Raw genomic sequence first — 24117 nt, 5'->3', positions numbered from 1 at the left:
CACCGGGTTGCCAAGAATGTCCTTCATCGTGAAGTTCAGCACGGGTGCGACCTTCACATTCGGGTAATCGGGATTGGTCGGAGCCGCATCGTTGCCGAGGGCCTCGGGCTTGACACCAGCCAGCTTGGCCTCAGCAACATTGTCAAATCCCGCGAGCGAGAAGTTGTTGAGCTTGTAGTAGATGCCGCGGAAGTTGCGGGGGTTCTTGCCCGAGGCGAGGTGGCAGTAGTTACACTTCTGCTTCTCTTTCGCCGCAAACGCAGGGGTTGCCTTCGCCGACGAGCCGACGGTCAGGAAAGCTGCCGCGGCGAGCACCGCCAGCGCAGCATTCTTGAGAAGTTGTTTTAGCATTTCGTGTTTGGTTCCTTACTTGGAAGAGGGTCGAGGTGGTTTGATACCATCCCAAGTATAGCATATCAACTCGCGCTTACTTAGCGGCGAGTGCTTTCTCGATCTCTGCGACCACGGCAGGGGTCAGCGGATCGGTGCCGGCCTTGACGCGGCCAAGGATCTCACCGTGGCGGCCAATGATGAACTTGGCGAAGTTCCACTCGATCGGGCCGCTGAACTTGGGGTTGGTCGCCTTGTCGGTCAGGAACTTGTACAGCGGCGCGGTTGCATCACCCTTCACCGCAACCTTGGAGAACATCGGGAACGCAACCTTGTAGGTCGCCTCGCAGAACTCCTTGATCTCTTTCTCCGTGCCGGGCTCCTGCGCACCGAAGTCGTTGCAAGGGAAGCCAAGAACCACAAGACCCTTGTCCTTGTACTTCTCGTAGAGCGTCTCAAGGCTCTTGTACTGGGGCGTGTTGCCGCACTTGGACGCGACATTCACCACCAGCACGACACTGCCTTCGTAGCGGGACAGCTTCACCGGGTTGCCAAGAATGTCCTTCATCGTGAAGTTCAGCACGGGTGCGACCTTCACATTCGGGTAATCGGGATTGGTCGGAGCCGCATCGTTGCCCACAAAATCGGGCTTGACACCGGCGAGCCTCGCCTCCGCGACATTGTCGAAGTTCGCAAAGGAGTAGCGGTGCAGCCGGTAGTACAGCCCACGGTAGGTAAAGTAGCCCGCCGCGATATTGACATGGCAGTAGCCACAGTCCACCTTCTCCTTCTTGGCGTAGTCCGGGCGCGCCAAGGCCGGTGTACTCAACAGCAGAACCGCGAGCCAGACGTAGGTTCGGAGCCAGGGGTGCATCGCCGAGAGTATAGCACAGCCTGCAAATCGCTTTTACCAAATGCACGCGCCGAGCCGACAATGTAGGTCATGGAAAGAAAACTGGCGAGTGTCCAGCGCGTGCTGGCGCTCCACCCTATCGAGAACGCCGATGCTATCGAGCTGGCGCAGATCAACGGCTGGCAGTGCGTCGTCAAGAAGGGCGAGTTCACCCCCGGCGCACTCGGGGTGTTCTTTGAGATCGATGCCATCCCGCCCGACCTGCCACAGCTCGCGTTTCTGTGGACATCGCGCAACGCCGACGGCCCACAGCCGCGCCCGGAGAGCTTCCGCATCAAGACCATGCGCCTGCGGGGCGCACTCTCCCAGGGCCTGCTCATGCCACTGTCGCAGTTTGCGCTCCCAGCCAATCCCAGCGAGGGTGACGATCTCACCGCAGCGCTGGGGGTCGGCAAGTGGGAGCCCGCGATTCCCTCTGGCATGGGCGACTGCCGTGGCCCGTTCCCGCCGCTCGTGCGCAAGACCGATGAGATGCGCGTGCAGAGTGTTCCCGGTGTCCTTGACGAGCTACGGGGCCTGCCCTATGTCATCACGCTCAAGTGCGACGGCACCAGCGCGACCTACTGTATCGACCCACGCACCGACGAGTTCCACGCCTGTGGCCGCAACCAGAGCATCACCGAGGGGGCGAACCACTACTGGAATATCGCCAAGAAGTACGAGATCGAGGCCGCGCTACGAACAGCCCCACACCTGGCGGTGCAGGGTGAGATCTGCGGCCCGGGAATCCAGAAAAACCGCCTCGGGCTGAAGTCGCTGGAGTTCTTTGCCTTCACTGTCTACAACCAGCAGCAGGGCAAGTACCTCAGCCACGACGAAGCCAGGGCGTTTCTGGAGTCGGCCAACCTCCCGATGGTTCCGGTTGTCGAGGAGGGGGAGAGCTTTGACCACACACAGGAGTCGCTGCTCGCCCTCGCCGAAGGCAAGTACGCCGGCACCAGCAACGAGCGCGAGGGGATTGTGATCCGGCCCCGTGTCGAGCGCAATAGCCTGCTTCTCGCTGGGCGGCTCTCGTTCAAGGCGATCTCGAACCGCTTCTTGCTCAAAGAGGGAGAGTAAGTTGCTGTAATCGCCCCGGTTGGAGCGGGGCGTCAACGAGCCTGCGGCTGGGAAGGGCTTCGCCCATAAGAGAGCCTCCTCGCTTTACTATGGCCGAAGGCCTTGGCGGCGGAGCCTGCGACGCCCGTTGACGCCCCCCTCCAACGGGGGCGCTCCAACCGGGGGGACAAGCGCGGTAGAATGAGCACTAGCTTATGGAGAACTTCAAGCGCCTCATCCAGTACCTTCGGCCCTACCGTGTCCGAGTCGGGCTCTCGGTGCTGCTGATGTTCGTGGTCACGCTCTCCGCGATCCCCATGCCCCTCTTCCAGAAGCAAGTGCTCGATGTCGCCATCCCCAACCGCGACTCCGCACTGCTCTGGCGCATCTTCTTTGGGGTGATCGGGCTCTCCGCTCTGCGCGGGGTCGTGAGCTTCACCCTCAACTACCTCATCTCCTGGCTTGGGCAGCGCGTGGTCTTCGACCTGCGCTTCCAGAGCTACCGGCACCTCCAGCGGCTCTCGCTGGCCTACTACGACGGCCGCCAGCCAGGTAAGATCATGGCGCGGCTCACGGGCGATATCGATGTCATCCAGTACGCACTCACCCAGGGCTTTGTCTACCTCATCACCGACCTGGCCACCCTGGTGATCATTATCGGCTGGCTCTTCTACATCGAGTGGCGGCTCGCGGTGATCGCCCTCATCACCCTGCCGCTCTACGTGGTCAACTACAAGCTCCTTCTCGGGCGCATTCGCCCCGTCTCGGTCGAGCTGCGGGAGAAGTGGGAGCAGATGCTCGCAGGCCTCACGGAGAAGATCGGCGCGATTGCGGTCGTGAAGGCCTTTGCGCGCGAGGGCTTTGAGGAGAGCGAGTTTATCAAGGCCGAGCGCGAGCGCTTTGTGATCGGCATGACCCAGACCCGCCTCAACCGTATCCTAGGCGCCAGCAGCCAGCTAATCCGTATGCTTGGCACGGCCACCCTGCTCTGGTACGGCGGCGGCCTGGTCGGGATGAAGGAGATGACCGCAGGGAAGCTCCTGGCGTTCTACTCCTACCTGGCCTACCTCTACGACCCCGCCGTGCGTGTCGTGGACTTCAATGTCCAGCTCCAGTGGGCCAGCGCCGCGATCGAGCGTGTCTTTGAGACCCTGGACACCCGCCCGGAGATCATCGATGCCCCCGATGCCGCTTATCTTCCGACCGTCAAGGGCGCGATCCACTTCGACCATGTCTCCTTTGGCTACGACCCGGCCAATCCCGTTCTCCACGATATCGACTTCAAGGTAAACCCCGGCGAGATTATCGCCATTGTTGGGCCGAGCGGTGCGGGCAAGTCCACGCTAGTGAATCTTCTCGCACGCTTCTACGATGTGAGCAAGGGGCGCATCTTTGTCGATGGCCACGATGTGCGAAAAGTGCGGCTGGAGACCATGCGCCGCCATATCGGGCTGGTGTCGCAGGAGACCATTCTCTTCTCGGTGAGCCTGCGGGAGAACATTCGCTACGGGCGCAAGGACGCCAGCGAGGCCGATGTGGTCGCCGCCGCCAAGGCCGCGGACCTGCATGAGTTTATTCTCTCGCTCCCCGATGGTTATGACACGAAGATCGGTGAGGATGGCATCAAGCTCTCGGGCGGGCAGAAGCAGCGCATGGCGATCGCACGGGCGCTGCTCGCCAACCCGCGTATCCTCATCCTCGACGATGCCACGAGCGCGCTGGACTCGCACACGGAGTCCCATATCCAGGCGGCACTGGCGGAGCTGATGAAGGGGCGCACCAACTTCGTGATCGCCCACCGCCTCTCGACCATCCTCAACGCCGACCGGATCCTGGTGATGCAAGACGGCCGCATTATCGACCAAGGCACCCACACCGAGCTCAGCGCCCGCCCCGGCCTCTACCAGGACCTCTACAACGAGCAGTTCAAGACCGTCCAGGACCTCACCGACGAAGAAAAAGCACGCTTGCTGGAGGCCGTCTCCTAGCGCCCCGGCTCCGAGTAGGTAAAGTCGTCGTTGTAGCGGATCGTGATCGTTCCGCCGCGCCACTTGACGGTTGCCATGGGAGCCCCCTTCTCCTTGGAGCCATTCCAGACATAGGAGATCAGGGAGTTGCCCGCTTTATCGCGAAAGGCATCCGAGCCCCCTTTGATGTACTTGGTCGTGCCGGTTCCCACCAGCAGGTCGAGCAGGTCGCTCCCCGGCGGAGGGAAGTCCTTGTTGTCGAGGGCGTACTGCTCCAGCGCGGAGTCGAACATGCGGGCATTCGCGACCGCAACCCGCTTCTCCGCCTCCCTTCGTGCGACCTCGTAGGCAGCGCGCGGCACCCGCAACAATGGGACCGCGTAGAGGCAGCTGCTCTGGTAGTAGAGCGCAAACCTACCGTCGCCGTGGACACCTCCCGGCAAGGCCCCCACGGCCAAGAGCGCCTCCGAGCTCTTCTCCCCTTCCAGCCAGAGCGCGCTCTCCTGCACCAAGCGCGCCGCACTATCGGAGACAGTCGCCTTACTCGCGACGGTCTGAAGCAGGGTCTTGGTCTCTGCGGGGACGAGCGGCTGGGGTGGGCTCGTGGGCGTCAGCTCCCCGCTAGGGTAAGCGAGTGCCCAGTAGCGGATCGCCTCGGTTTTCTCCTCGCGCGCAAAAAACACCAGCCCGGTGGCTTCCGTAGTCCAGTCATGGCTCGATAGCCCCGATAGGCGCGACGGTCGCAGGTCTTTAGGAAAGGTCAGGCTCGGGCCGATTTTTCCGTCGCTGCTCAGAAACTGCACGGACTTCTCCGGCCCCGTACGAATCAGCGCCGCCAGGTTTCCTTTCGGAGAGACCGCCACCGCCGTCAGTGGGTCGAGCTCCGTGAGCTTGCGAACCGTCCCCGCCTCGGCATCGAAGCGTAGGAGCGTACGACTCTCTCCGTCTTGTAGCTCGATCAAGACCCCACCCGCGAAGGCACCCAAAAAGTGGATGTAGCCAAACCGCGCGGTCTTGTAGCGCCACAGGACGGTTGAGCGGCGCAGGCGCGGGTTCCAGAGGCTCACCGAGCAGTCCACTTCCAGCTCTCCACGACTGGCAGGGGGAAGAAAGAGTGTCTCCGCCTCGGGCTTGACATACGAGCGTGCGGACAAGACCCAGCGCCCCGTGGGCTCAACAAAAACATCGGTGGTTCCCGCGCCCGAGATCTGCTCCGCAGGCTCGGGGAGATAGGCCCACACCCCGCTGACAACGGCACTCGTCGTGTACTGGAACTGGGCAGAGGCGACTAAAGGGGCGGAGAGCGCCAGACAACAGGCAAGCAGGACTCGTAGCATGCCCAAGATTATCGGCCACCCAAGCAAAAGCGCTTAGAGCAAGGCGTTTTCTTGCTCTAAGCGCTCTTTCCTACCGAAGCGACCTGCTACCAGCGGTAGTCCACGGTCTTGAGGAACACCCGCGAGAGGACCATATGGCCGGCTGGCGAGGGGTGGACCTTGTCACCCGCAAGAGTGGCAAAGGGAACACTCTGAAGCGCCTTGTCGTAGGCGGCCTGGGTGTCCCCGAAGCGACAGCCGGTCTCCTTGGCGATCTTGCGCACCAGCTTGCCGTACTCGTCCATGCGCTTGCGCATCGGCTGCTCGTGGTCCGGCTCGATATAGAACGGGGTCAGCAGCGTGATTCCCTTCACCAGCGGACGGGTCTGGAGGATCAGCTCGTTGTAGGTCTTCTCAAACTCGTCGGGAAGGACGCTATCGGGGTTGTTGGTGCCTTGGAACTGCCGCCAGACATCGTTGGTGCCGATCATGATCGAGAGCCAGTCCGGCTTGAGGTCGATGACATCTTTCTGCCAGCGCGACTTTAGGTTGCGGATCGTGTTGCCCGAGATGCCCGTGTTGAGTACCCGAATCTTGCGCTCCGGGTAGGTCGCCCCGAGGAGGGCCGCCACCTGCGACGGATACCCGCCCCCTAGACCACCGCCCTCACCGACAGGCCGTGCCCGTCCCGCATCCGTAATCGAGTCGCCGATAAACAGCAACGTGCCGCTTTCAATCTTCATAGTGCTTCAATTCCTCGTAGAAAGGCCCGCGCGATCGTCATGTGTCCGACCGGGCCGGGGTGAATCCGATCCCACGCAATGCTGGCAGGATGGTGGTGCTGGAGGAGCGCGTTAAAAGCAGCCTGCGTGTCCACAAAGACCGCCTCAAACTCCTCCGAGATCTCTTTAACCGCCGCGCCGTACTCGTCCATCCGTGCTCGCATCGGGTCGTCGGGGTTGGCCTCGATCATAAAGGGAGTCATCAGAACCAGGCCCTTGAGCTTGGGGCGGGTGCGGTGGCAGAGGCTCCAGAGTGTCTCGCTGTACTCGGCCAGCGGCACGGCGCGCTCGGGGGCGAGCGGGGAGTCGAACTGCCGCCAGACATCGTTGATCCCGATCATGATCGAGAGCCAGTCGGGAGCGAGGTCGGTGACATCGGGCTTCCAGCGCGACGCCAGATCGCGCACGGTGTTGCCGCTACTGCCGACATTGCGAACGCGGATCGCACGCTCGGGATAGGCCGCGCCCAGGATCGCCGCCACATCGCGGACGTAGCCACTCCCCACCTCGCCCCAGTTCCAGGGATTGGCCTCCCCAACCGGCCGAACGCGGCCACAGTCGGTGATGGAGTCGCCGATAAAGAGTAGGTTTGAGTTGGCTTGGATGCGCATGGAGCACTCTTCCGCAAAGGAAACGCTATTTCCTGCGACTCGCTTCGGCCATTTTTTGCAAGAGCCGCTGCCGACGCTCCCCGTAGAGCTTCTTGCGACGCTCGAAGCCGACCGCGTTTCCCCAGGCCGCAAAGGCAAGAATCGGCCCGAACACAAGTAGGAGAATTCCCACCACGCGCGTGGGCGCCGGTCCGTCTGGCTGCAGGAGCTGGTAGACACCGAGCGCCACCGCGATCAGCCCCGCGGCAATCGCTATCCAGCGACTCGGTTCGGTGGTCTGCCCGTAGCGGTTGCGGTAGACATAGCGCAGCCGCTCCCGCTCCCAGTCTTGATCCAGCAAGTACAGCTCCGACTGAAGCTCCGCTGTCCCCGCACGACGCTCCGCACGGTCCACGCGCTCCAGCATCGCATCGGCCTCTTCCACGGTCAAGGCATCGTGGGAAGTGCTCCCCAGGAGCTTGGCCTTTGCCTGAGCAAGCTCGGTGTCGCTGAGAAAGCCGTCGGCGCGGAGCTTTTGTAGGCGCTCCAGCTCAGAGACCAGAGAGGGTTGTTGTTGCTGTTGCATGGTCGTCTTCTCTGACTAAGTATCGGTTGAAAAGTTGCGCTGGCAATTGCGATGCCAGGCAAGAAGATGTCGCTCTCGTAGAGCGACATAGCCACGCTCCAAGGCTTGCGCGGCAACTTTGGAGACGTTGTGGCAACGGCTACGCTGGTAGTTGCTTGTCAATGCAAGTACTCCTGTCAGAGAGCCAAATCCTCGAATTTCACTACAGGGAAAATGCTCCATGAACGCTGAACCCGCTTCGATAGCACCTTTATCCGCTTGGAATCTTAGCTCCGTCTGATACTTTTCGCCGCTGGCCAGGTAGCCCGCGACAGCAAGCCTACCCTGTTGCTCGGCTCCCCAAACCTCAGTGCCACAGCCGGTTCGGTACTCGGGATGTGTCAGACGAAGCTCCACCAGAGAGTTATGGGAATTCGTGTCTGTGGTGGTGAGCAGGAAAGCGATCACGTTATCGCGAGCACTCAGAAACATCTCAAAATGGTACGGGCCACGCTGTGCTGTGCAGAGGCCAGTTTCCGCGTTGCACTCCCACCGGGCTATGCACGCATCTACCGTGGGAAACGTGGCAAGCAAATCCAGGAGCTGCCCCTGCGTCGGCGCATGTTGAACGGAGATGCGAAGCCCGCTTAGCTCGCTGGATAGAGCCGAAGCAAGGGAACCGCTCCCCGTTAGGCAAAGGGGAGCGGAGACGTTGCTCATTTTCCGGCGAGGCGGCGGCGCTCGTGGAGGAGGTAGCCGAGCAGGGCGGGCTCAGAGCCGACCATGGCCCCCACACGCTCCAGGGTGCGCGAGAAGGCGCGCTCGTTCTGCTCCCCACCGGTTCCGCCGAGCTTGTCCATCGCGGCATCGATCACGGCCAGCGCCTCTTGCAGGTAGCGCCCCTTGCCCGAGGCCATCGTCCGGTACTCGTAGCCGCTCCAGAGCTGGTTGAGCTGGTTGTAGATATCGTCCCAGGTGGCCGCGTCCGATGCCTGGGTCGGGGTGGCGTTGAGGCTCTCTTGTCGTTGCTGCTGAAGCTTCGCCAGCGCCGCCTCGCCCGCCTTCACCGAGTTCCAGGCCTCGATGGTCGGGGAGTCCAGCACGCGTAGCTTCAGCTCTCGGTTGCCCGTGACATGCCGTAGCGCCTGCTCGATCTTCATCTGGGAATCATTGGACTTGAGTGTGCCCGAGATCAGACCATCGGTGGTCTCGATCCCAATCGCAAAGACATTTCCCTCCCAGGCAATCGGCACGGAGGCATCCAGTGCTCGGTACATAGCAGGGGCCACCGCCGCCTGCTTCGCCATCTCGACGACTCTTGTCCAAACGGACCTCATCTCAGCTTGATCTGCCATAGCGTCCCTACGATACCACAAAATGCTCCAAGATAGTGCGCCAAGCCAAGGAGAAAGCGGTACAATGTCGCCATGAAAGCCGTCGTCATGGCAGGTGGCGAGGGGACCCGGCTGCGGCCGCTCACCTCCAACCGGCCAAAACCTCTTGTCCCGATTCTCAACAAGCCGATCGCACAGCACATTATCGAGCACCTCAAGCGAGCCGGCATCAACGACATTGTTGTCACCCTGTACTATCTCGGCGAGGAGATCCAGCGCTACTTTGGCGATGGCTCCGACATGGATGTCAACCTCATCTACTCGGTCGAGGAGACCCCCCTCGGCACCGCGGGCTCGGTCAAACAGGCTGAGGAGCACCTCAAAGACGGTACCTTTGTGATTGTCTCGGGCGATGCTCTCACGGACCTGGATATCGAGAAGGCCCTCGCCTTTCACCGTGCCAAGGGCGCCGAGGCGACCCTGGTTCTCAAGCCCGTCCCCAACCCGGTCGAGTTTGGCGTCGTGATGACCGAGCCCGATGGCCGTATCGTCCGGTTCCTGGAGAAGCCCGACAAAGCGCAGGTCTTCTCCGATAGCGCCAACACGGGAATGTACATCCTAGAGCCCACGGTCTTTGAGCTGATGGAGTCCGGGAAGAACTACGACTGGTCGCAAGACATCTTCCCGCGCCTGCTGGAAGAGGGGCGTCCGATCTACGGCTACGCCATGGAGGAGTACTGGTGCGACGTGGGCTCGCTGGAGCAGTACCGCCAGGCCCAGTACGAGATGCTGGAGGGCCAGACCGCGCTTCCTATCCCGGGCGCGAGCCACCCCAACCGGGTCTTTGTCGGGGGCGGCACCGAGATCCACCCCACCGCGAAGATTGTCGGCCCGGTCGCGATCGGCGGGGACTGCCGGATCGGACCGGGAGCGGTGATCGGACCCGATGCCGTCCTCGGGGATGGCGCGATTGTCGAGGCCAACGCCCGCATCGAGAAGGCGATCCTGTGGCGCTCCGCCTATGTCGGTGCGGGGGCCTACCTCAGCGCCTGTACGATCTGCAACCACGTCCATATCGGCGAGAATGTCAAGGTCGAGGAGAGCGCGGTTGTTGGGGATAAGTGCTCCATCGAGGCCGGCGCCACGATCCGCCCCCGTGTCAAGCTCTGGCCCGACAAGCTGATCGAGGAGCGCTCCGTTGTCACCGAGAGCCTGGTGTGGGGCGCGAAGGCCTACTCCAACCTCTTCCGTGGGCTCGGCGTCCCCGGCATCACCAATATCGAGCTCACCCCCGACTTCGCCGCCAAGCTCGGGGCATCGTTCGGTGCCTTTCTTAAGAAGGGCGCGACCATTGTGGTGAGCCGCGACGGGCACCCGGCCAGTCGTATGCTCAAGCGTGCCTTCATGGCGGGGGTTTCGTCGGTGGGGGTGAGCATGCTGGATGTGGAGGAGATGGCTCTCCCGGTCCTACGCAACACCATCCGTACCAACCGTGCCAAGGGCGGTGTCCATGTCCGCCAGGACCCCGACCACGCCGGCCGCACCCTGGTCGAGTTCTTCGATGACCGCGGGATCTACCTCACCAAGAACAACGAGCGCAAGGTCGAGACCATCTTCTTCCGAGAAGACTACGGCCGTGTCTTGATGGACGAGGTCGGGACCATCAACCCGGCGACCCGTCCGCTGGAGCAGTACACGCAGCTCTTCTTGAAGCAGATCGCCGCCAAGGACATCGAGCGCCAGGAGTTCACCGTGGTCATCGACTATGCCTATGGCTCGTCGCTGGCGCGCGTCCTCCCCCCCATTCTCGGGCAGCTGGGCTGTAAGGTCTTTGTGCTCAACCCCTACCCGGACTGGAAGCGCGCGCCTAAGAACGCCCGAGACCGCGAGCAGCTGGTGGCGGAGCTCTCCAAGGTCGTGCACCAGCAGAAGGCCGATCTGGGCGTGATGATCCACTCCGACGGCGAGCGGCTGGAGCTGGTCGATGAGAAGGGCAATGCGCTCAACCGGGCCCGCCTCCTGGCGACCCTGGCGTCGATGGTGGCCCAGACCACACGCGCCGGGCAGTGCAAGATCGCGGTTCCCATCAATGCCCCCTCCGCGCTGGAGGGCATCCTCGCCCACAGCGGCGGGACGGTCACCCGCACCAAGACCGACCCACGCTTCCTGATGAATGTCGCATCAGCCTCGGCCGAGAAGATCGTCATGGCGGGCGACCTGCTGGGCGGCTTTATCTTCCCCGGCACCGAGGAGGCGTTCCATCCCACCTTCGACGGCCTCTTCGCCTTCGTGAAGACCCTAGAGATGATGGCCCTGCACCAGCGCCGCCCGCTGAGCTCGTTTGTGGCGGAGCTTCCTGCGATGCACCTCGCCAGCCGCACCTTGCCTTGCCCCCAGTCGGACAATGGGCGGGTGATGCGCCTCCTCACCGAGGAGGCCCACAGTGCACCGGGAACCCTGGAGCTTCTGGATGGGATTCGGGTGGTCGATGCCCCCAATGCCTGGAGCCTGATCCTCCCCGATCCCGCCGAGCCCTTGATCCATATCCACAGCGAGGGCACCAGCCTCGCGGATGTGAATGCGCGTACCCAGCGCTACGCCGACCGGATCGTCGAGCTCCTGAGCTAGCAGAAATAAAAAATCCCCGGATGGGCAAGTGCCCATCCGGGGATTTTTTTGGGGCTCTACCCTAGCCGGAGCAGAGGAACTCGACCACATCGCCCTCTTGCATGACGTAGTCCTTGCCCTCCGTGCGGAGCCAGCCGTGCTCACGTGCGGCGGCGATACTGCCTGCCTCAACAAGCTTCTGCCAGTCAATGACCAGGGCTCGGACAAAGGTGCGCTCCAGATCGGTGTGGATGACCCCGGCGGCTGTGGGGGCTTTGTCGCCCTGGCGAATGGTCCAGGCACGCACTTCCTTCTCCCCCGCGGTGAGGAAGGTCTGGAGCCCCAGCATCCGGTAGGCGACCCGCACCAGTCGGTTTAGGCCCGGCTCGCTCAGGCCTAAATCGTTGAGGAAGACCAGCGCCTCCTCTGGGTCGAGCTCAGAGAGCTCCGCTTCGATCTGCGCCGAGATGGGAACAACATCCATCCCCTCTTCGGCGGCGAGCTTCTTTAGCCCGATGACATGGGCATTGTTGGCCCCATCGGGCAGGTCGGAGTCGGGGACATTGGCGACATAGATCATCGGCTTAGCGGTGAGTAGGCCGGTCTCTTTGAAGAACTTCGCCCGAACCTCGGGCTCGCCCTCCGTGAATGTCCGGGCGGGCTTGCCCGCGCTCAGGTGCTCCAGGAGGCGCTCGATCAAGGGCAGGAGCGCGGCGTCGTCTTTGTTGGCCCGGGCGTTCTTGCGGAGCCGGTCCATGCGCTTCTCCAGGCTCTGCAGATCGGCGAGGGCCAGCTCCAGGTTGATGGTGATCGCATCCCCGACGGGATCGACGCGCCCCTCCACATGGACAATCTCCTCGCTCTCGAAGCAGCGCACCACGTGGGCGATTGCGGCGACCTCGCGGATATTGGCGAGGAACTGGTTGCCCAGGCCCTCCCCTTTATGCGCCCCCTTCACCAGCCCGGCGATATCGACAAACTCGACATAGGTCGGGACGGGCGAGGGGGTTCGATTGCCCTTGAGGTAGAGCGTGGCCAGGATTCCCAGCCGCTCATCGGGCAGGGAGACGATCCCTACGTTCTTATCGATAGTCGCAAACGGGTAGTTGGCCGCGACCGCGCCCGCCTTGGTGATTGCGTTAAAGAGAGTGGACTTGCCCACGTTGGGCAGTCCGACAATGCCGACTCCTAGTGCCATAACGCCACAGAGTACCGCAGAAACCGGCCTATAGCACGTCTTTGAGGACTAAAACCACCTCACGCTCGGTTCCTTCGGCACTCCGCACCCGCACCTTTAGCGCTGTTCCTGGCTCCTGTCGGAAGAGCTCGCGGCTCCGGCTCAGCCCCATTCCCTTGGTTGGCTCCCCGTTCATCGCCAGCAAGACGGCTCCCTTGGCAATGCCGACCGCCTCCGCTGGGCCACCCGGGACGACAGTCAGGACCTTGAAGCCGTCGCCCTCAAAGATGCCCGCGAGGCCGGCTCGGGAGAAGACAAAGGGCTTCCCCAAGTCCGCATTCGGGGTCAGAAAGACCCGCTTGCCCGGATAGTCCAGGGTCAGGGTGAAGCGAGAGAGCACCTCCCCCCCGAGCAGCGCGATCGTCCCCGTGTCCGCCAGAGCGCCGCTTTTATCGGCCGAGAGCCCGGTGACCACGCCCTGCACTTTCGTTTTTCCGAGCTCCAGGGTCTTCACACGGGTGACCTCCCCGGTAGTCACGCCTCCCAGTCCTTGGCCCAGGACCGTCTCGATGCGCTTGGGGTATTTTTTCGTCAGCTCGTTTTTCTGGACGGTCGGCGATGTGAAGGTCAGGGTGCCGGAGAAGCCCGTATCGAGACGCAGGCTCCCCGCGAGGCCGTCGATCGTGCCCGGAATCTCGGGGATATTCATCCGCAGGTTCATCGGGAGCATGTCGGCCTTGGGATCGGGCGAGAAGCGTGCGGGCTCGATAAAGCGCACCCGCTTGGCCGCGTAGTCGATCTGCACCACGTAGTTTTTCAGGAACGGGTAGCCCACGATCCCATCGAACTCCGCCTTGGAGCCGCTGGGAAGGTCCAGGATCACGCCGAGCTGCTTCTCCTGCACCGCCCCGCCCAGCTCGATCCGCGCAGTCGTGATCTTAGCGGGCACGAGCTTCTCCCCACCACCGCCGACAAGGGTCTGGCCCACCGACTGGAGCTGGAGCTTCTCAGCGGACTTGGGTGTGTAGAGCCCGGCACCCGCGCCGGAGTCGAGGATCAGCTTGGCCGGCTGGCCATTGACCTTTCCTTCGACAACGATCAGGTAGCCCTCTAGGGTGAAGGGCAGCTCGTAGGCAACACTCGGGGCGGCTTGCGCGGGGGGCGCTTGCGGCAAAAACGGCATGGGTCACAATCCTCCACAGCTAAAGACGACACGAGAGATAAAAAGTCACGAAAGCAGGGAAAAATCTTTTTCTGTCGAACGTAGTCTCTGTGGAAATCTTTCGCTACCAGCACCCTGAGCATGGCCCACGCCTCGGTGCAGAGACCTCTGAGGGCTTCTTTGACCTGACCGCACACGACCCCGAGGTATTTGCCTCGATCTCGTCCTGGCTGGCACACGAGCGTCCGGCCGAGATCGCGCTGCTCGCGGAGTCGGCGGTGAGCAGCTACTCTGAGATCGATCCCGAGTGGAAGATCCTACCGCCAGTCGATGGACAGATGGAGGTCTGGGCCGCTGGAGTGACCTACGAGGACTCCAAGCGCGCCCGCATGTCCGAGTCCGAGGGAGGCGGGGATTTCTACGACAAGGTCTACACAGCAGAGCGCCCCGAGCTCTTCTTCAAGGCCAATCCCTGGCGCGTGATCGCCCCCGGCGACCCGGTCCAGATCCGCCCGGACTCCCGCTGGGATGTCCCCGAGCCCGAGCTCACCCTGGTACTCTGCTCCGCAGGGAGGATTGTGGGTGTCACGGTCGGGAATGACATGTCGTCGCGCTCCATCGAGGGCGAGAACCCGCTCTATCTGCCGCAGGCCAAGTGCTACACGGGCGCGTGCGCGGTCGGCCCGACCATCCGTATCGTGGATGTGGAGATCGACCTGAAGAACCTGGCGGTCAAGCTGGAGATCAGCCGTGCGGGGGCAGTGGCCTTCACCGGCGAGACCAGTACTTCTCGCATGAAGCGCACGCCGTCGGAGCTGGCCGAGTGGCTCTTCAAGACCCTTCCCTTCCCCGATGGCGCGCTCCTGATGACCGGCACGGGGCTGATCCCGCCGGACACCTTCACGCTCCAGAGCGGCGACACCGTCACTATCTCCATCGAAGGAGTTGGAACACTCATCAACTCGGTGGCGTAGAATAGAGACAATGGACTCCCCTGCACCGTCGGATCGGCAAGCGCTGATCCGGCGGCTTCTTGCCTTTATCGCCCCCTTTCGCAAGCAGCTCACCCTTGGCTTGCTCTGTAGCGCGGTCTCTGCCGCCGCCCTCCCTATCGCCCTCAAGCAGCTCACGGACTTCCTGGGTAGAGCGCGGGCAGCGGGCACCCAGACCCCCGCGCTCCTGGCCGATGTGACCCATGTCGGGCTCACCATTGTGGGAGCCTATACCGGTCTGCTGCTCTTTCGGTTCTTCCAAGGTCTCTTTCTCTCCGAGGTTGCGCAGCGGGTGGGGATGGGGATTCGGAGCGCGGTCTTCACGCACCTCCAGCGGATGCCGCTCTCGTTTTTCCATAGCCAGCGCACGGGAGCGCTCCTCGCGACCCTCACCAACGATGTCAACCGGCTACAAAACGCCGCGATGCTCTTGCGCGATGGGGTTGTCCTCCCGGTCCAGGCACTGCTCTACCTAGGCACCATGCTGTGGTCGTCGCTGGAGATGGCGGTCGTGACCCTGGTGGCGGTTCCGCTCATGGTGGGGGTGATCCACCTCATCACCAAGAAGCTCCGCGCCCTCTCGACGGAGTCACAGAACCGCCTGGCCGAGGCGACCAGCATTCTGAGCGAGACGCTCTCGGCACCGCGGGTGGTCCAGGCGTTCTCCGCCGAGGAGCGCGAGGTCGCCCGCTTCAACCAGGCCAACGACGGTGCCTTCCAAGCCGCGATGCGTGGCATCCGGCGCACGTCGCTGCTGACCCCCACGGTAGACTGGATCGGGGCCGTGGCGCTGGCACTGATCCTCTATGCCGGGGTCTACTTCCGGGTTCCCACCGACCGGTTCTTGATGTTTGTGGCGATGGCCAACCTCCTGGCGAACTCGATCAGCGGCTTTGGCAATGTCCGTGGCCAGTTTGAGGAGCTCCTCGGGGCGGCGGACCGGATCTTTACCCAAGTGCTCGATGTGGTCCCCAGTATCCGCGATGCCGACAACGCCACGGAGCTCCCGCCGCTCTCCGGGCGGATTGTCTTTGAGGACGTGAGCTTTGGCTACGCGGAGGACAAGCCTGTGCTGAGCCAAGTCTCGCTGACCATCGAGCCGGGCGAGGTGGTCGCCTTTGTGGGGCCGACCGGCGCGGGCAAGTCCACCCTCGCCGATCTCATCCCGCGCTTCAACGACCCGACCTGCGGCCGTGTCCTGGTCGATGGGGTCGATATCCGCACCGTGACCATCGCCTCGCTCCGCCAGCAGATTGGGATTGTCCCTCAAGACAGCATTCTCTTCTCCGGGACCATCGCCAGCAATATCGCCTACGGCAAGCCCGGTGCCACCGAGCAAGAGATTACCGCCGCCGCCTGCGCTGCCAACGCCCACGACTTCATCCAGGCCCAAGCCGACGGCTACCAGACCGTTGTTGGGGAGCGTGGGACGACCCTCTCGGGCGGTCAAAAACAGCGCCTTGCGATCGCCCGTGCGCTCCTGACCAACCCCCATATCCTGATCTTCGACGAGGCCACCAGCGCCCTGGATACCCAGACAGAGAGCGTGGTGCAGGAGGCGCTGGGGACCTGGTTCAAGGGCCGTACGACCCTGATTATCGCTCACCGCCTCTCGACCATTGTCAATGCCGATAAGATTGTCGTGCTCCAAGAGGGCAAGATCGCGGAGGTCGGGACGCACACGGAGCTGCTCGCCACCGGCGGGCTCTACAGCCTGCTCTACAACGCACAACAACGAGGACTTAGCGCATGACCCCCCAACCTCCCCCGCCTTCGCACGACTCAGGCACCCCCTCCGGCTCCGCGAAGGGGGGGGAGAAGCCGCGGCCGTTGACGTTTAAGGTGCGGGCGCTCTCGGGGGTGATCGCGGGGCTGGTGCGGCTGCTTGCCGGGACGGCACGCCTTACCATCGAGGGCGAAGAGGCGGCGATGGCGAGCCTGAAGGAGAATAACGGGGGGATTCTGGTGACCTGGCACGGGCGCACCCTGATCCCGCTCTACCGCTACCGCAACCGGGGCTACTGGGCGCTGGTCTCGCTCTCCCGCGACGGTGATATCCAGGCGCGCAACTTTGCCAACTTCGGCTTCCAGATTGTCCGCGGCTCCACCGGCCGGGGCGGCGACCGCGCCGCGGTGCAGATGCTCCGTGAGCTGAAAAAAGGCGGGGTCCTCGCCTTCACCCCCGACGGTCCCCGTGGCCCCGCGCGCAAGGTCCAGCCCGGCGTGGTCTTCTTCGCCCGGCGCTCGGGGAAGCCCATCCTCCCGCTGGTCGCCACCGCCACCCCCGGCAAGCGCCTCACCACCTGGGACGACTACCTCCTCCCCGCCCCCTTCAGCCGCGCCGCCTGGGTCTTCGGGGAGCCGATCTTTGTCGCCGCCGACGAGTCCGACGAGGACGCGTGCCGCCGGGTGGAGGAGGCGCTCAATGCGTGTGAAGCCAAGGCGGAGGGGATGCTGAACCCACCCGGCCACTCGTAGAACTCGCGTCCACCCTCCCTGCCGCAGGGAGGGTCGGCGAAGTGAGGAACGAACGGAGCCGGGGTGGGTTCGCGGGTGGGTACAAAAAGGCAAACCATGGAAGAAAATACTCCCGACGAACCCATTCACGAACAAATCCGTGCGCTCATTGCAGAACACGGCGACCCAAAATCCTTCACCGGCGGCGTCTCTCTTGAGGTCGTACGGGAGATTGAAAGCGATCTAGCCATCAAGCTCCCCGAGGGCTACATCTGGTTTCTCCAGAACTACGGCCACGGCAGCATCTTTGGCTCAGAAATTCTGGGCACGGGCTTCGTGAAGCCGTACAGCGTTGTCAAGTCGACACTCTACTACCGAGAGCGTGGCATGCCCTCACACTTTGTCACTCTCATGCTATGCGATGAGTTTCACTACTGCCTCGATACAGAGACAGGCAAGATCATGAACTGGAGCCCCTATGAGTCGGGTATCTACCTGACTGCGGAGAGCTTCTTGGCGTTCTTTCTCGACGAGCTTGAAAACGCCGTGCTGAATATGTACGACTGACTAGTCGAGGATCGGCAGCGGCTCCAAGTCCGGCTCTACAAACGTGGCGCGGGCGGTCTCGCTCTTGATGACCTCGGTGCTGTAGTGTTTCTGGACGCAGCCGAAGGTGAGCAGATCCGGGTTGGCGGCTGCGAACGCGGGCCAGTCCGAAGACTCCGTGAGGCGCGAGGCGATCAGGCGCGCGAAGGCGATGGTGATGGTGTGGTGGTAGCCCGTGTGGTTGCCCTTGGCGGCGTTGTAGCGCTGGATTCCCGCGATAATGGTCGCCTCGGCGTCGGCGTAGGGCAGGCGGCTCAGGTAGAGAAAGCCCATCCGCACGTGCGCGGCGTGGGTCCACTCGTAGCGCGGGAGGCTCATGTCCTCAAAAGCAGTCAGAAAAATTTCGTCGGTCATATCCTCATTCTCCCCCCGTGGGACGGGGGCTAGGGGGTAGGAAGCCCCAGAGCACGCGCGGCCCAGGGCAGCGCGGACTCAAGCTGGGTGCGCTGGACCGTGCGGACGGTCGGGGCGCCTTCGGGGGGCGGCAGGCCCGCCTGGCAGCCGAAGAACCCGGCGAGCGCGGCGGCCCATGGTGCGGCATCGGGCAGGAGGGTCTCGGGGAGCGGGCCGCCCTCGGCGTGCAGGCTGGGAAGCCAGCAGGCGAGATCGGCGTCGGGGTTGCCCACGCACGACCAGTTCCAATCGACAATCACCGCACGCTCCCCGACAAAGCAGAGGTTGTCCGAGCGAATATCGAGGTGCACGAGGCTCTCGCCCGAAAGCACCAGCTGGCTCTCGGCGTCCAGCAGCGACGGCAGGGCGTGGTCCAGCCAAGCGGCGCTACAGAGCCCCAGTGAGAGAAGGGGCTCCGGGGCGGCGGCGAGCTCCGCCCAGCGTGTCAGAACCAGGCGCTCGGCCTCCAGTGGCGGCGTGTTGGGAGGAAGCGGCGCACGCCGAACCGCGGCGAGGGCGGTGAGGACGGAGTCGATGCGGGCGGAAGTCCACGGCGGCGGCCAGTGCGCCTCGCTCAGGTCTTCCAGGAGCAGAAAGGGCTGCGCCCCGTGGTCGCTCCAGCCTCGGAACTCCGCGAGAAACGGCTGGGAGCCCAGCGCCTGGTAGACCACGGCCTCGCGGCGCAGCCAGTTTGCGGTCGGCTCGGTGGTCGCGACCTTGGCGAAGACGAACGTCCCATCGGCGAGCTCTAGCCGTAGGCGGAGGGCGAGCGAGTAGCCTCCTGTGCGGCGCGTGGCTCCGACGATGCGCCGCCCGAGTGCCTCCTCGAGTCGGACGCGTAGCTCGGGGCTTAAGAGTGGCTCCGTCATTGTCTTCCCTCTCCGAACTCTTTCTCAAAGCGCCGGACTACCCATGTTTGTTCCGGCACGGTGCCGCAATCGGTAAATCCCGCGCGGGTGTAAAACGCCTTGAGCGCCTCGTTGCCGTCCCAGCAGTCCAGCCGGAGCCGGGGCGTGGCCGCGTGGCATGCCGCCTCGGTGAGGAGCGCCTGGCCTTGCCCTGCATGGCTCCGGGCCAGCACGAGCCCCGCGAGATAGCGGGCCGCGACCGTGTCGGTATCGGGCCAGAGCACGGGGTCGGGCGGGACAAAGAGAAAGCCCCCCACCGCCCGCTTGTCTTCCCACGCCACATAGGCGTCGGTCTGGGCAAGGCGCTCCACGGAGTGCTCCCCCACCTGCCACTGCGACACACCCCGCTCGCTCAGCCAGCGCACGGTATCGTCGTAGAGGGCCGCGAGGGCGGGCAGCTCCGCAGAAGTGGCGCGCGCAACCGTCATAGCACGGAGTCTAGCAGACGCTGGCTCGCCGTGTCCAGTGCGCCCCGGTCCGGGATCTCAAAGCGGTTGTTGTCGGCGTCGATGATCAACAGGTGTGTCTCCGAGAGCCAGAGGCAGGACTCCGAGAGGTTCTGCACCACAAAGTCCCGCTCGCCCCGGTCGGTGACGGCGTGCCAGTAGGTCACCCCAAACTCTTGCCGGACACTCGTGAGCACCTGAATCTTAGCCGTGAGATAGCGCCGCGCCAGCTCCCGCTCCGCGACCTTTCGGCTCTCAGGCATAAGGTCGTCCAGCGACGGCACGAGCGCGATCTCCTCGCTCTTGCCATCCAGGAGCGAGAGAAACCTCCCCGGCCTGCGGAGCGGCGACGACTGGTAGAGCGCCACCTTGGGGTAGGAGCGCTCGTCGTCCACCGTGAGACGCAGGACACCGGGCGGGTCGTAGAAGAGCTGCAGATTGGTCATCGGGTCGCGTTCCTTTGCTGGAGCTGGAGCAGCACGGCCTGGCCGCCGTGATACGCCTCGTGGACAATCACATGGGTCATCAGCCAGGCAAGCGTGAACTCCCGCTCGCCGCGCAGGGCCGTGTGCCGGGGATTGTCGAGCGCCCCGATCAGCGTCTTGGTGCGCTCCCGTATCGTGACGAGAAGCGATTTGTAGAAGCTCAAGGGATGCGGCGGTGGCGTGGGCCACTTGATCCCAAACTGGTCGATCTCGGCATGGAGCACCTCGCCCTCCAGGTCCTGGTACGGCTCGCCGCAGGCAATGTGATGGAGCCAGTAGGCCTCGACCTCCGCGATGTGCACGAGAAGCGCACCAATGCTATGTCCGTCGGGGAAGGCCTGCCACGTGAGCTCTGCCTCCGTCGCGTCGTCGTCGAGCTGGCTCAGCCACTCCTGGGTTGTCTGGTCTAGCTGCTGAAGCCAGTTTTGAATCTCGTTCATGTTTTTCTTTCTTTTGGATCGCTCCCCTCTTAACCGCTCCCATGAACGGGAGCGTCTTGCTGTCGTCGCGGGCTCCGACACGAAGGCCTCCGGCCATAATCCCGAGTTCACTTGGGATGGGCGCAGCCCTTTGTGTCCGAGGCACGAGGACAGCAAGACGCCCCGCTCTAACCGGGGCGATACAAAACGGGCGCAATTACAAATTTAAATCGTCTCCGCCAGTGCCTTGCTGGTCTGGTTTTGTGTCTCGACTAAGTTGTAGAAGATCCCCTGCTTCTCCATGAGCTCGGCGTGGGTTCCTAGCTCGGCGATGCGGCCCTTATCAATCACGACCAGCCTATCGGCGTTGCGGAGGGTCGAGAGGCGGTGTGCGATAGCGAACGTCGTGCGGCCGGCGGTCAGGTTGCCGATTGCCTGCTGGATCTTCTTCTCCGTCTCCACATCCACCGAGCTGGTCGCCTCATCGAGAATCAGAATCTTCGGGTTGTGGAGAATCGCGCGTGCGATCGAGATGCGCTGCTTCTCCCCGCCCGAGAGCTTACCCCCTTTTTCGCCGACATTCGTGTCGTAGGCATCGGGCTTCTGCACAATGAACTCATGGGCGCAGGCCGCGCGTGCCGCCTCGATAATCTCCTCGAAGCTCGCCTCAGGCTTGCCGTAGGCGATATTCTCCGCAATCGTGCCATTGAAGAGAAACGGCTCCTGGAGGACAATCCCAATATGCCTGCGGAGCGACGAGAGCTCGATATCGCGCAGGTCGATCCCGTCTAAGCGGACACAGCCACCATCGGCCTCGTAGAAGCGGCAGAGGAGGTTCACGGTCGTGGACTTGCCCGCGCCGCTCCGGCCCACCAGCCCGATCAGCTCGCCCGGCTTGACGGTCAGGTCGATCCCCTTGAGCACCGGGTTGGACTTGTCGTAGCCAAAGCGGACATTCTCAAAGCGAATCTCCCCCTCGACCGTCTCCAGCGCCACCGCGCCCGGCTTGTCGTAGGTCTCGGACTGCGAGTCGATCACCTCAAAGACACGCTCGGCACCGGCCATGGCGCGGGAGAACCACTGGTTGACCTGCCCAAACCACTGCAGCGGGCCGTAGACCTGCCAGAGCAATATCTGCATCGCCATCAGCTTGCCCAGGGTCAGCTCGCTGTGGAGCACGAGGTAGCCCCCAAAGCCCCAGTTGATCAGCGGTGCCAGCCCCACGAGAACCGTCACAAAGGTCTCCGAGCGGAACCACCACCTATCGGCGATCAGGCCGCTCTGCGCCAGCTCCGAGTTGCGGCTGCGGAACTTATCCCACTCGCCGTCCTCACGGACAAAAGCCTTCACGACCCGAATTCCATTGAGTGACTCATTGAGCTGCGTGTGCAAGCGCCCCCACTTTTGCCCGACTTTATGGTACTTCGACGCCATCGGCTTCCAGATCAGCGACATCAGCACGGCCACCAAAGGGACCGGTAGCAGGATCGCCAGAGTCAGCTTCCACGAGAGCAGGAGCCCCGAGACCAGCCCTCCGACCAGCGTCAGAGTGCCCGAGAGCAGATACGGCACGCCATCGACCAGAAAGCCCCAGACCCGGTCGGTGTCCTGGGTGACCCGGCTGATGATCGCGCCCATCTGTCGCTTGTCAAAGAAGCTCAGCTGGAGGTGCTCCAGGGCGCGGTAGATGCTCGCGCGGAGGTCTTTGGCGATATTGGCGGAGAGAAACGATGCGTTGTAGTTCTTGTACCACTGCAAAAACGCCCCGAGCAGCAACGCGAGGAGCATCCCTCCCACATAGAGCCCTAGCTGGACACTTCCCTCCCCCAGGCTCAGCCCCGAGCGCGGCCCTAAAACTTTATCGGTGATCCCCTCGGTGAGCTTGGGCGTGGCAAAGGTATTGATCGCGGCGATCAGGAGCGACCCGCCGATCACGGAGACGGCCTGAAAGCGATAGGGCCCGAGGTAGGAGAGGATGCGCCGGAAGATCGCGGCACGCTGGACACAGGCGGGGCAGCTACTATCAGGCTCGGGGAGGAGGCGGTTGCAGCGCTCACAGCGGGTCTTCTGGTGGGTGAGCTTGACCGCCAGCTCCTCGCCCTGGGCCAGCTGCTCGATCCCCCGTGCCAGCTCCGAGACTCGCGCCGAGACCCGCGCCGTGCACTCGACCAGCGGCAGGAGAGTTCCATTCTTGAGAGTCAGCTCCAGCCGCGCACCACCTACCAGCGGTTCGGTTCGCGCGGACTTGATGTCGGCCAAGGGAACCGTGACCAGTAGCACTCCTGCCCCATCGTAGACCCGGACGGAGCGCTGGTGGAGCTGCACCACACGCTCACCAAAGCGATGCGTTTCTTCGTCGAGATCGGCCCACTCGCTCAAGAGAAGCGGGTCGTCGTTGTCGGTACTGTCTGCCTCAGAGGGAGAGGACACGGGGGAAGATTCGGCAACGGGCAAGAGATTTCTCCTGGGCCTAGCTGGCCTCTTCAGGATATATCGCCTCAAAACAGACGTTTGTTAAACAGCTCTGTAACTTTTCCTGGTGTTTTGTGTCGGAACCCCATGTTTGGACTCATGCGCTCCTGCGGCTGCGGCGTCTCGTCGGAGGCGAGGCGGCTCCGCCAGCTCCACTACTGCGGCACGTGCAAGGCCACGGGGCGGCTCTTTGGCCAGCGTGCCCGCCTGACCCTCAACCACGATGCGGTCTTTCTGGGCGAGCTGTTGTTGGCCCTGGAACACGCAGCGCTCCCGGCAAGCTTCACCGCGCGGCGCTGCTTCTCGCTCCCCATGGCTGCAGAGATTCCCGCACCGCTCGCCTACGCCGCCGCGGCCAATGTCGCGCTGGCGGAGCTTGCGATCACCGATAAGCTCGCCGATCGTGAGGGTCTGCGCTGGAGGCTCGTACAACGCGAGCTCTCCCGGGCGTTTGTGGGGGCCAGGGCACGGCTACGACTCTCTGGGCTGCCCCTGGAGCGGCTCTTTGCACAGAGCGCGGCGCAGGCGCAGGCCGAGGCAAGCCCGACCACACTCGCTGCCCTCGCAACCCCGACGGCAACCGCGACCGCGCTGGTCTTTGGACACGGAAGCCTCGTCCACGCTCCGCTGCTCACGGAGCTGGGCGAGGCCTTTGGCCGGCTGGTCTACACCCTCGATGCGCTCACGGACCGTGACGACGACCTAAAACGCGGGGCGTTCAATGCGCTGACCGCAACCAAGACCAGCCTAGAGCAGGCGCTTGTCTATGTCCGGGAGCAGCAGGCACGGGTGACGGCGGCTCTAACGGCGCTCCCCCTGCCCGTCCCGGACCGCCAGCGCTTCACCCTCCAGCTCCAGGCGAGCGTCGGCCGTGCCCTGATGAGCGTGAGCGCCCCCGAGCAGACCGAGACCCGCGACGAGCGCACCACCCGGCACTACCCCCAGCGCCAGCGCCGCCGCCAGACACGCTCCTGCTGCCAGTGCGATGGATTTGACTGTTGCGACTGTACGTGCTGCTGCGACTCACTGTTCTGTAACACATCGGGGGATCTCTGTGCAGGCTGTCACGGGTGCCATGGCTGCGAGGGCGCTTGTTGCGATGCGGGTTGCTGTCACGGGTGTGACTGTGGTTGCAGTTCTTGTTGTTAGTTATTAATG

General features: G+C 63.4%; 23 protein-coding genes and 1 pseudogene. 8 read left to right on the top strand and 16 right to left on the bottom strand.

Features of this window, described 5'->3' with window-relative positions:
- Together HNQ39_RS19030 and HNQ39_RS29995 are read right to left on the bottom strand one after the other, a co-directional pair.
- Positions 1-351 (bottom strand): annotated as a pseudogene (locus HNQ39_RS19030) (hypothetical protein); the annotation flags it as partial.
- Between the two features lie 76 nt (positions 352-427).
- Positions 428-1204, bottom strand: coding sequence for a glutathione peroxidase (locus tag HNQ39_RS29995; protein ID WP_246385686.1), 777 nt, complete (start codon positions 1202-1204; stop codon positions 428-430).
- Positions 1205-1273: 69 nt separating this feature from the next.
- Here HNQ39_RS29995 and HNQ39_RS19020 point away from each other — a divergent pair, with 69 nt between their 5' ends.
- Together HNQ39_RS19020 and HNQ39_RS19015 are read left to right on the top strand one after the other, a co-directional pair.
- Complete coding sequence (locus tag HNQ39_RS19020; protein ID WP_184200180.1) at positions 1274-2302, top strand: RNA ligase (ATP); 1029 nt, start codon at positions 1274-1276, stop codon at positions 2300-2302.
- Positions 2303-2496: 194 nt separating this feature from the next.
- Positions 2497-4269 (top strand): ABC transporter ATP-binding protein, encoded by a 1773-nt coding sequence (locus HNQ39_RS19015; protein ID WP_184200177.1) that lies wholly within the window; start codon positions 2497-2499, stop codon positions 4267-4269.
- Here HNQ39_RS19015 and HNQ39_RS19010 read toward each other — a convergent pair.
- The 6 genes from HNQ39_RS19010 to HNQ39_RS18985 all read right to left on the bottom strand — a co-directional run bounded on the left by HNQ39_RS19010 (position 4266) and on the right by HNQ39_RS18985 (position 8778).
- Complete coding sequence (locus HNQ39_RS19010; RefSeq protein WP_184200174.1) at positions 4266-5585, bottom strand: hypothetical protein; 1320 nt, start codon at positions 5583-5585, stop codon at positions 4266-4268. The two genes, HNQ39_RS19015 and HNQ39_RS19010, sit on opposite strands and share 4 nt — an antisense overlap.
- Before the next feature lie 86 nt (positions 5586-5671).
- On the bottom strand, positions 5672-6307 hold the full coding sequence (locus HNQ39_RS19005; RefSeq protein WP_184200171.1) for an SGNH/GDSL hydrolase family protein: 636 nt from the start codon (positions 6305-6307) through the stop codon (positions 5672-5674).
- Positions 6304-6957, bottom strand: coding sequence for an SGNH/GDSL hydrolase family protein (locus tag HNQ39_RS19000; RefSeq protein WP_184200168.1), 654 nt, complete (start codon positions 6955-6957; stop codon positions 6304-6306). Before HNQ39_RS19000 ends, HNQ39_RS19005 begins: the two co-directional genes overlap by 4 nt.
- A gap of 25 nt (positions 6958-6982) precedes the next feature.
- Complete coding sequence (locus tag HNQ39_RS18995; protein WP_184200165.1) at positions 6983-7522, bottom strand: hypothetical protein; 540 nt, start codon at positions 7520-7522, stop codon at positions 6983-6985.
- Between the two features lie 15 nt (positions 7523-7537).
- Positions 7538-7993, bottom strand: a complete 456-nt coding sequence (locus HNQ39_RS18990; RefSeq protein ID WP_184200161.1) for a hypothetical protein — start codon at positions 7991-7993, stop codon at positions 7538-7540.
- A gap of 224 nt (positions 7994-8217) precedes the next feature.
- Positions 8218-8778, bottom strand: a complete 561-nt coding sequence (locus HNQ39_RS18985; RefSeq protein ID WP_184200157.1) for a hypothetical protein — start codon at positions 8776-8778, stop codon at positions 8218-8220.
- Between the two features lie 150 nt (positions 8779-8928).
- Between HNQ39_RS18985 and HNQ39_RS18980 the strand changes: the two genes are divergently transcribed.
- Positions 8929-11463 carry a sugar phosphate nucleotidyltransferase gene (locus tag HNQ39_RS18980; RefSeq protein ID WP_184200154.1) on the top strand — a complete coding sequence of 845 codons (2535 nt, stop codon included), beginning with the start codon at positions 8929-8931 and terminating at the stop codon, positions 11461-11463.
- Between the two features lie 61 nt (positions 11464-11524).
- Here HNQ39_RS18980 and ychF read toward each other — a convergent pair whose 3' ends face one another.
- Together ychF and HNQ39_RS18970 are read right to left on the bottom strand one after the other, a co-directional pair.
- Positions 11525-12640: a redox-regulated ATPase YchF gene (gene ychF, locus HNQ39_RS18975; RefSeq protein ID WP_184200151.1), complete on the bottom strand. Its 1116-nt coding sequence runs from the start codon at positions 12638-12640 to the stop codon at positions 11525-11527.
- A gap of 28 nt (positions 12641-12668) precedes the next feature.
- Positions 12669-13802 (bottom strand): aspartyl protease family protein, encoded by a 1134-nt coding sequence (locus HNQ39_RS18970; RefSeq protein ID WP_184200148.1) that lies wholly within the window; start codon positions 13800-13802, stop codon positions 12669-12671.
- An 89-nt stretch (positions 13803-13891) separates the two neighbouring features.
- Here HNQ39_RS18970 and HNQ39_RS18965 point away from each other — a divergent pair, with 89 nt between their 5' ends.
- The 4 genes from HNQ39_RS18965 to HNQ39_RS18950 all read left to right on the top strand — a co-directional run bounded on the left by HNQ39_RS18965 (position 13892) and on the right by HNQ39_RS18950 (position 17797).
- On the top strand, positions 13892-14755 hold the full coding sequence (locus HNQ39_RS18965) for a fumarylacetoacetate hydrolase family protein (protein WP_184200145.1): 864 nt from the start codon (positions 13892-13894) through the stop codon (positions 14753-14755).
- A 10-nt stretch (positions 14756-14765) separates the two neighbouring features.
- The gene (locus HNQ39_RS18960; protein WP_184200142.1) at positions 14766-16526 is read left to right on the top strand and encodes an ABC transporter ATP-binding protein; all 1761 of its coding nucleotides are present in this window, start codon (positions 14766-14768) and stop codon (positions 16524-16526) included.
- A gap of 77 nt (positions 16527-16603) precedes the next feature.
- Positions 16604-17251: a lysophospholipid acyltransferase family protein gene (locus HNQ39_RS18955; RefSeq protein WP_184200139.1), complete on the top strand. Its 648-nt coding sequence runs from the start codon at positions 16604-16606 to the stop codon at positions 17249-17251.
- Positions 17252-17347: 96 nt separating this feature from the next.
- Positions 17348-17797 carry an SMI1/KNR4 family protein gene (locus HNQ39_RS18950; RefSeq protein ID WP_184200136.1) on the top strand — a complete coding sequence of 150 codons (450 nt, stop codon included), beginning with the start codon at positions 17348-17350 and terminating at the stop codon, positions 17795-17797.
- Here HNQ39_RS18950 and HNQ39_RS18945 read toward each other — a convergent pair whose 3' ends face one another.
- The 6 genes from HNQ39_RS18945 to HNQ39_RS18920 form a co-directional block, all read right to left on the bottom strand.
- On the bottom strand, positions 17798-18190 hold the full coding sequence (locus tag HNQ39_RS18945) for a hypothetical protein (RefSeq protein WP_184200133.1): 393 nt from the start codon (positions 18188-18190) through the stop codon (positions 17798-17800).
- 29 nt (positions 18191-18219) lie between these two features.
- The gene (locus HNQ39_RS18940; RefSeq protein WP_184200130.1) at positions 18220-19098 is read right to left on the bottom strand and encodes a phosphotransferase; all 879 of its coding nucleotides are present in this window, start codon (positions 19096-19098) and stop codon (positions 18220-18222) included.
- Positions 19095-19565 (bottom strand): GNAT family N-acetyltransferase, encoded by a 471-nt coding sequence (locus HNQ39_RS18935; protein ID WP_184200127.1) that lies wholly within the window; start codon positions 19563-19565, stop codon positions 19095-19097. Before HNQ39_RS18935 ends, HNQ39_RS18940 begins: the two co-directional genes overlap by 4 nt.
- On the bottom strand, positions 19562-20029 hold the full coding sequence (locus tag HNQ39_RS18930; protein ID WP_184200124.1) for a DUF1854 domain-containing protein: 468 nt from the start codon (positions 20027-20029) through the stop codon (positions 19562-19564). The genes HNQ39_RS18935 and HNQ39_RS18930 overlap by 4 nt, the downstream gene beginning before the upstream one ends.
- On the bottom strand, positions 20026-20508 hold the full coding sequence (locus tag HNQ39_RS18925; protein ID WP_184200121.1) for a DinB family protein: 483 nt from the start codon (positions 20506-20508) through the stop codon (positions 20026-20028). Before HNQ39_RS18925 ends, HNQ39_RS18930 begins: the two co-directional genes overlap by 4 nt.
- A gap of 204 nt (positions 20509-20712) precedes the next feature.
- Entirely contained in the window at positions 20713-22917 is a 2205-nt protein-coding gene (locus tag HNQ39_RS18920) for an ABC transporter transmembrane domain-containing protein (protein WP_184200118.1), read from the bottom strand.
- A 129-nt stretch (positions 22918-23046) separates the two neighbouring features.
- Here HNQ39_RS18920 and HNQ39_RS18915 point away from each other — a divergent pair, with 129 nt between their 5' ends.
- Positions 23047-24108 (top strand): DUF5685 family protein, encoded by a 1062-nt coding sequence (locus tag HNQ39_RS18915; protein WP_184200115.1) that lies wholly within the window; start codon positions 23047-23049, stop codon positions 24106-24108.
- Positions 24109-24117 lie beyond the last annotated feature (9 nt).

The sequence above is a fragment of the Armatimonas rosea genome (genome assembly GCF_014202505.1).
Taxonomy (GTDB): Bacteria; Armatimonadota; Armatimonadia; order Armatimonadales; family Armatimonadaceae; genus Armatimonas; species Armatimonas rosea.
Note: the sequence above shows the minus strand (reverse complement) of the source record. Positions and strands in the feature narration are given on the sequence as shown.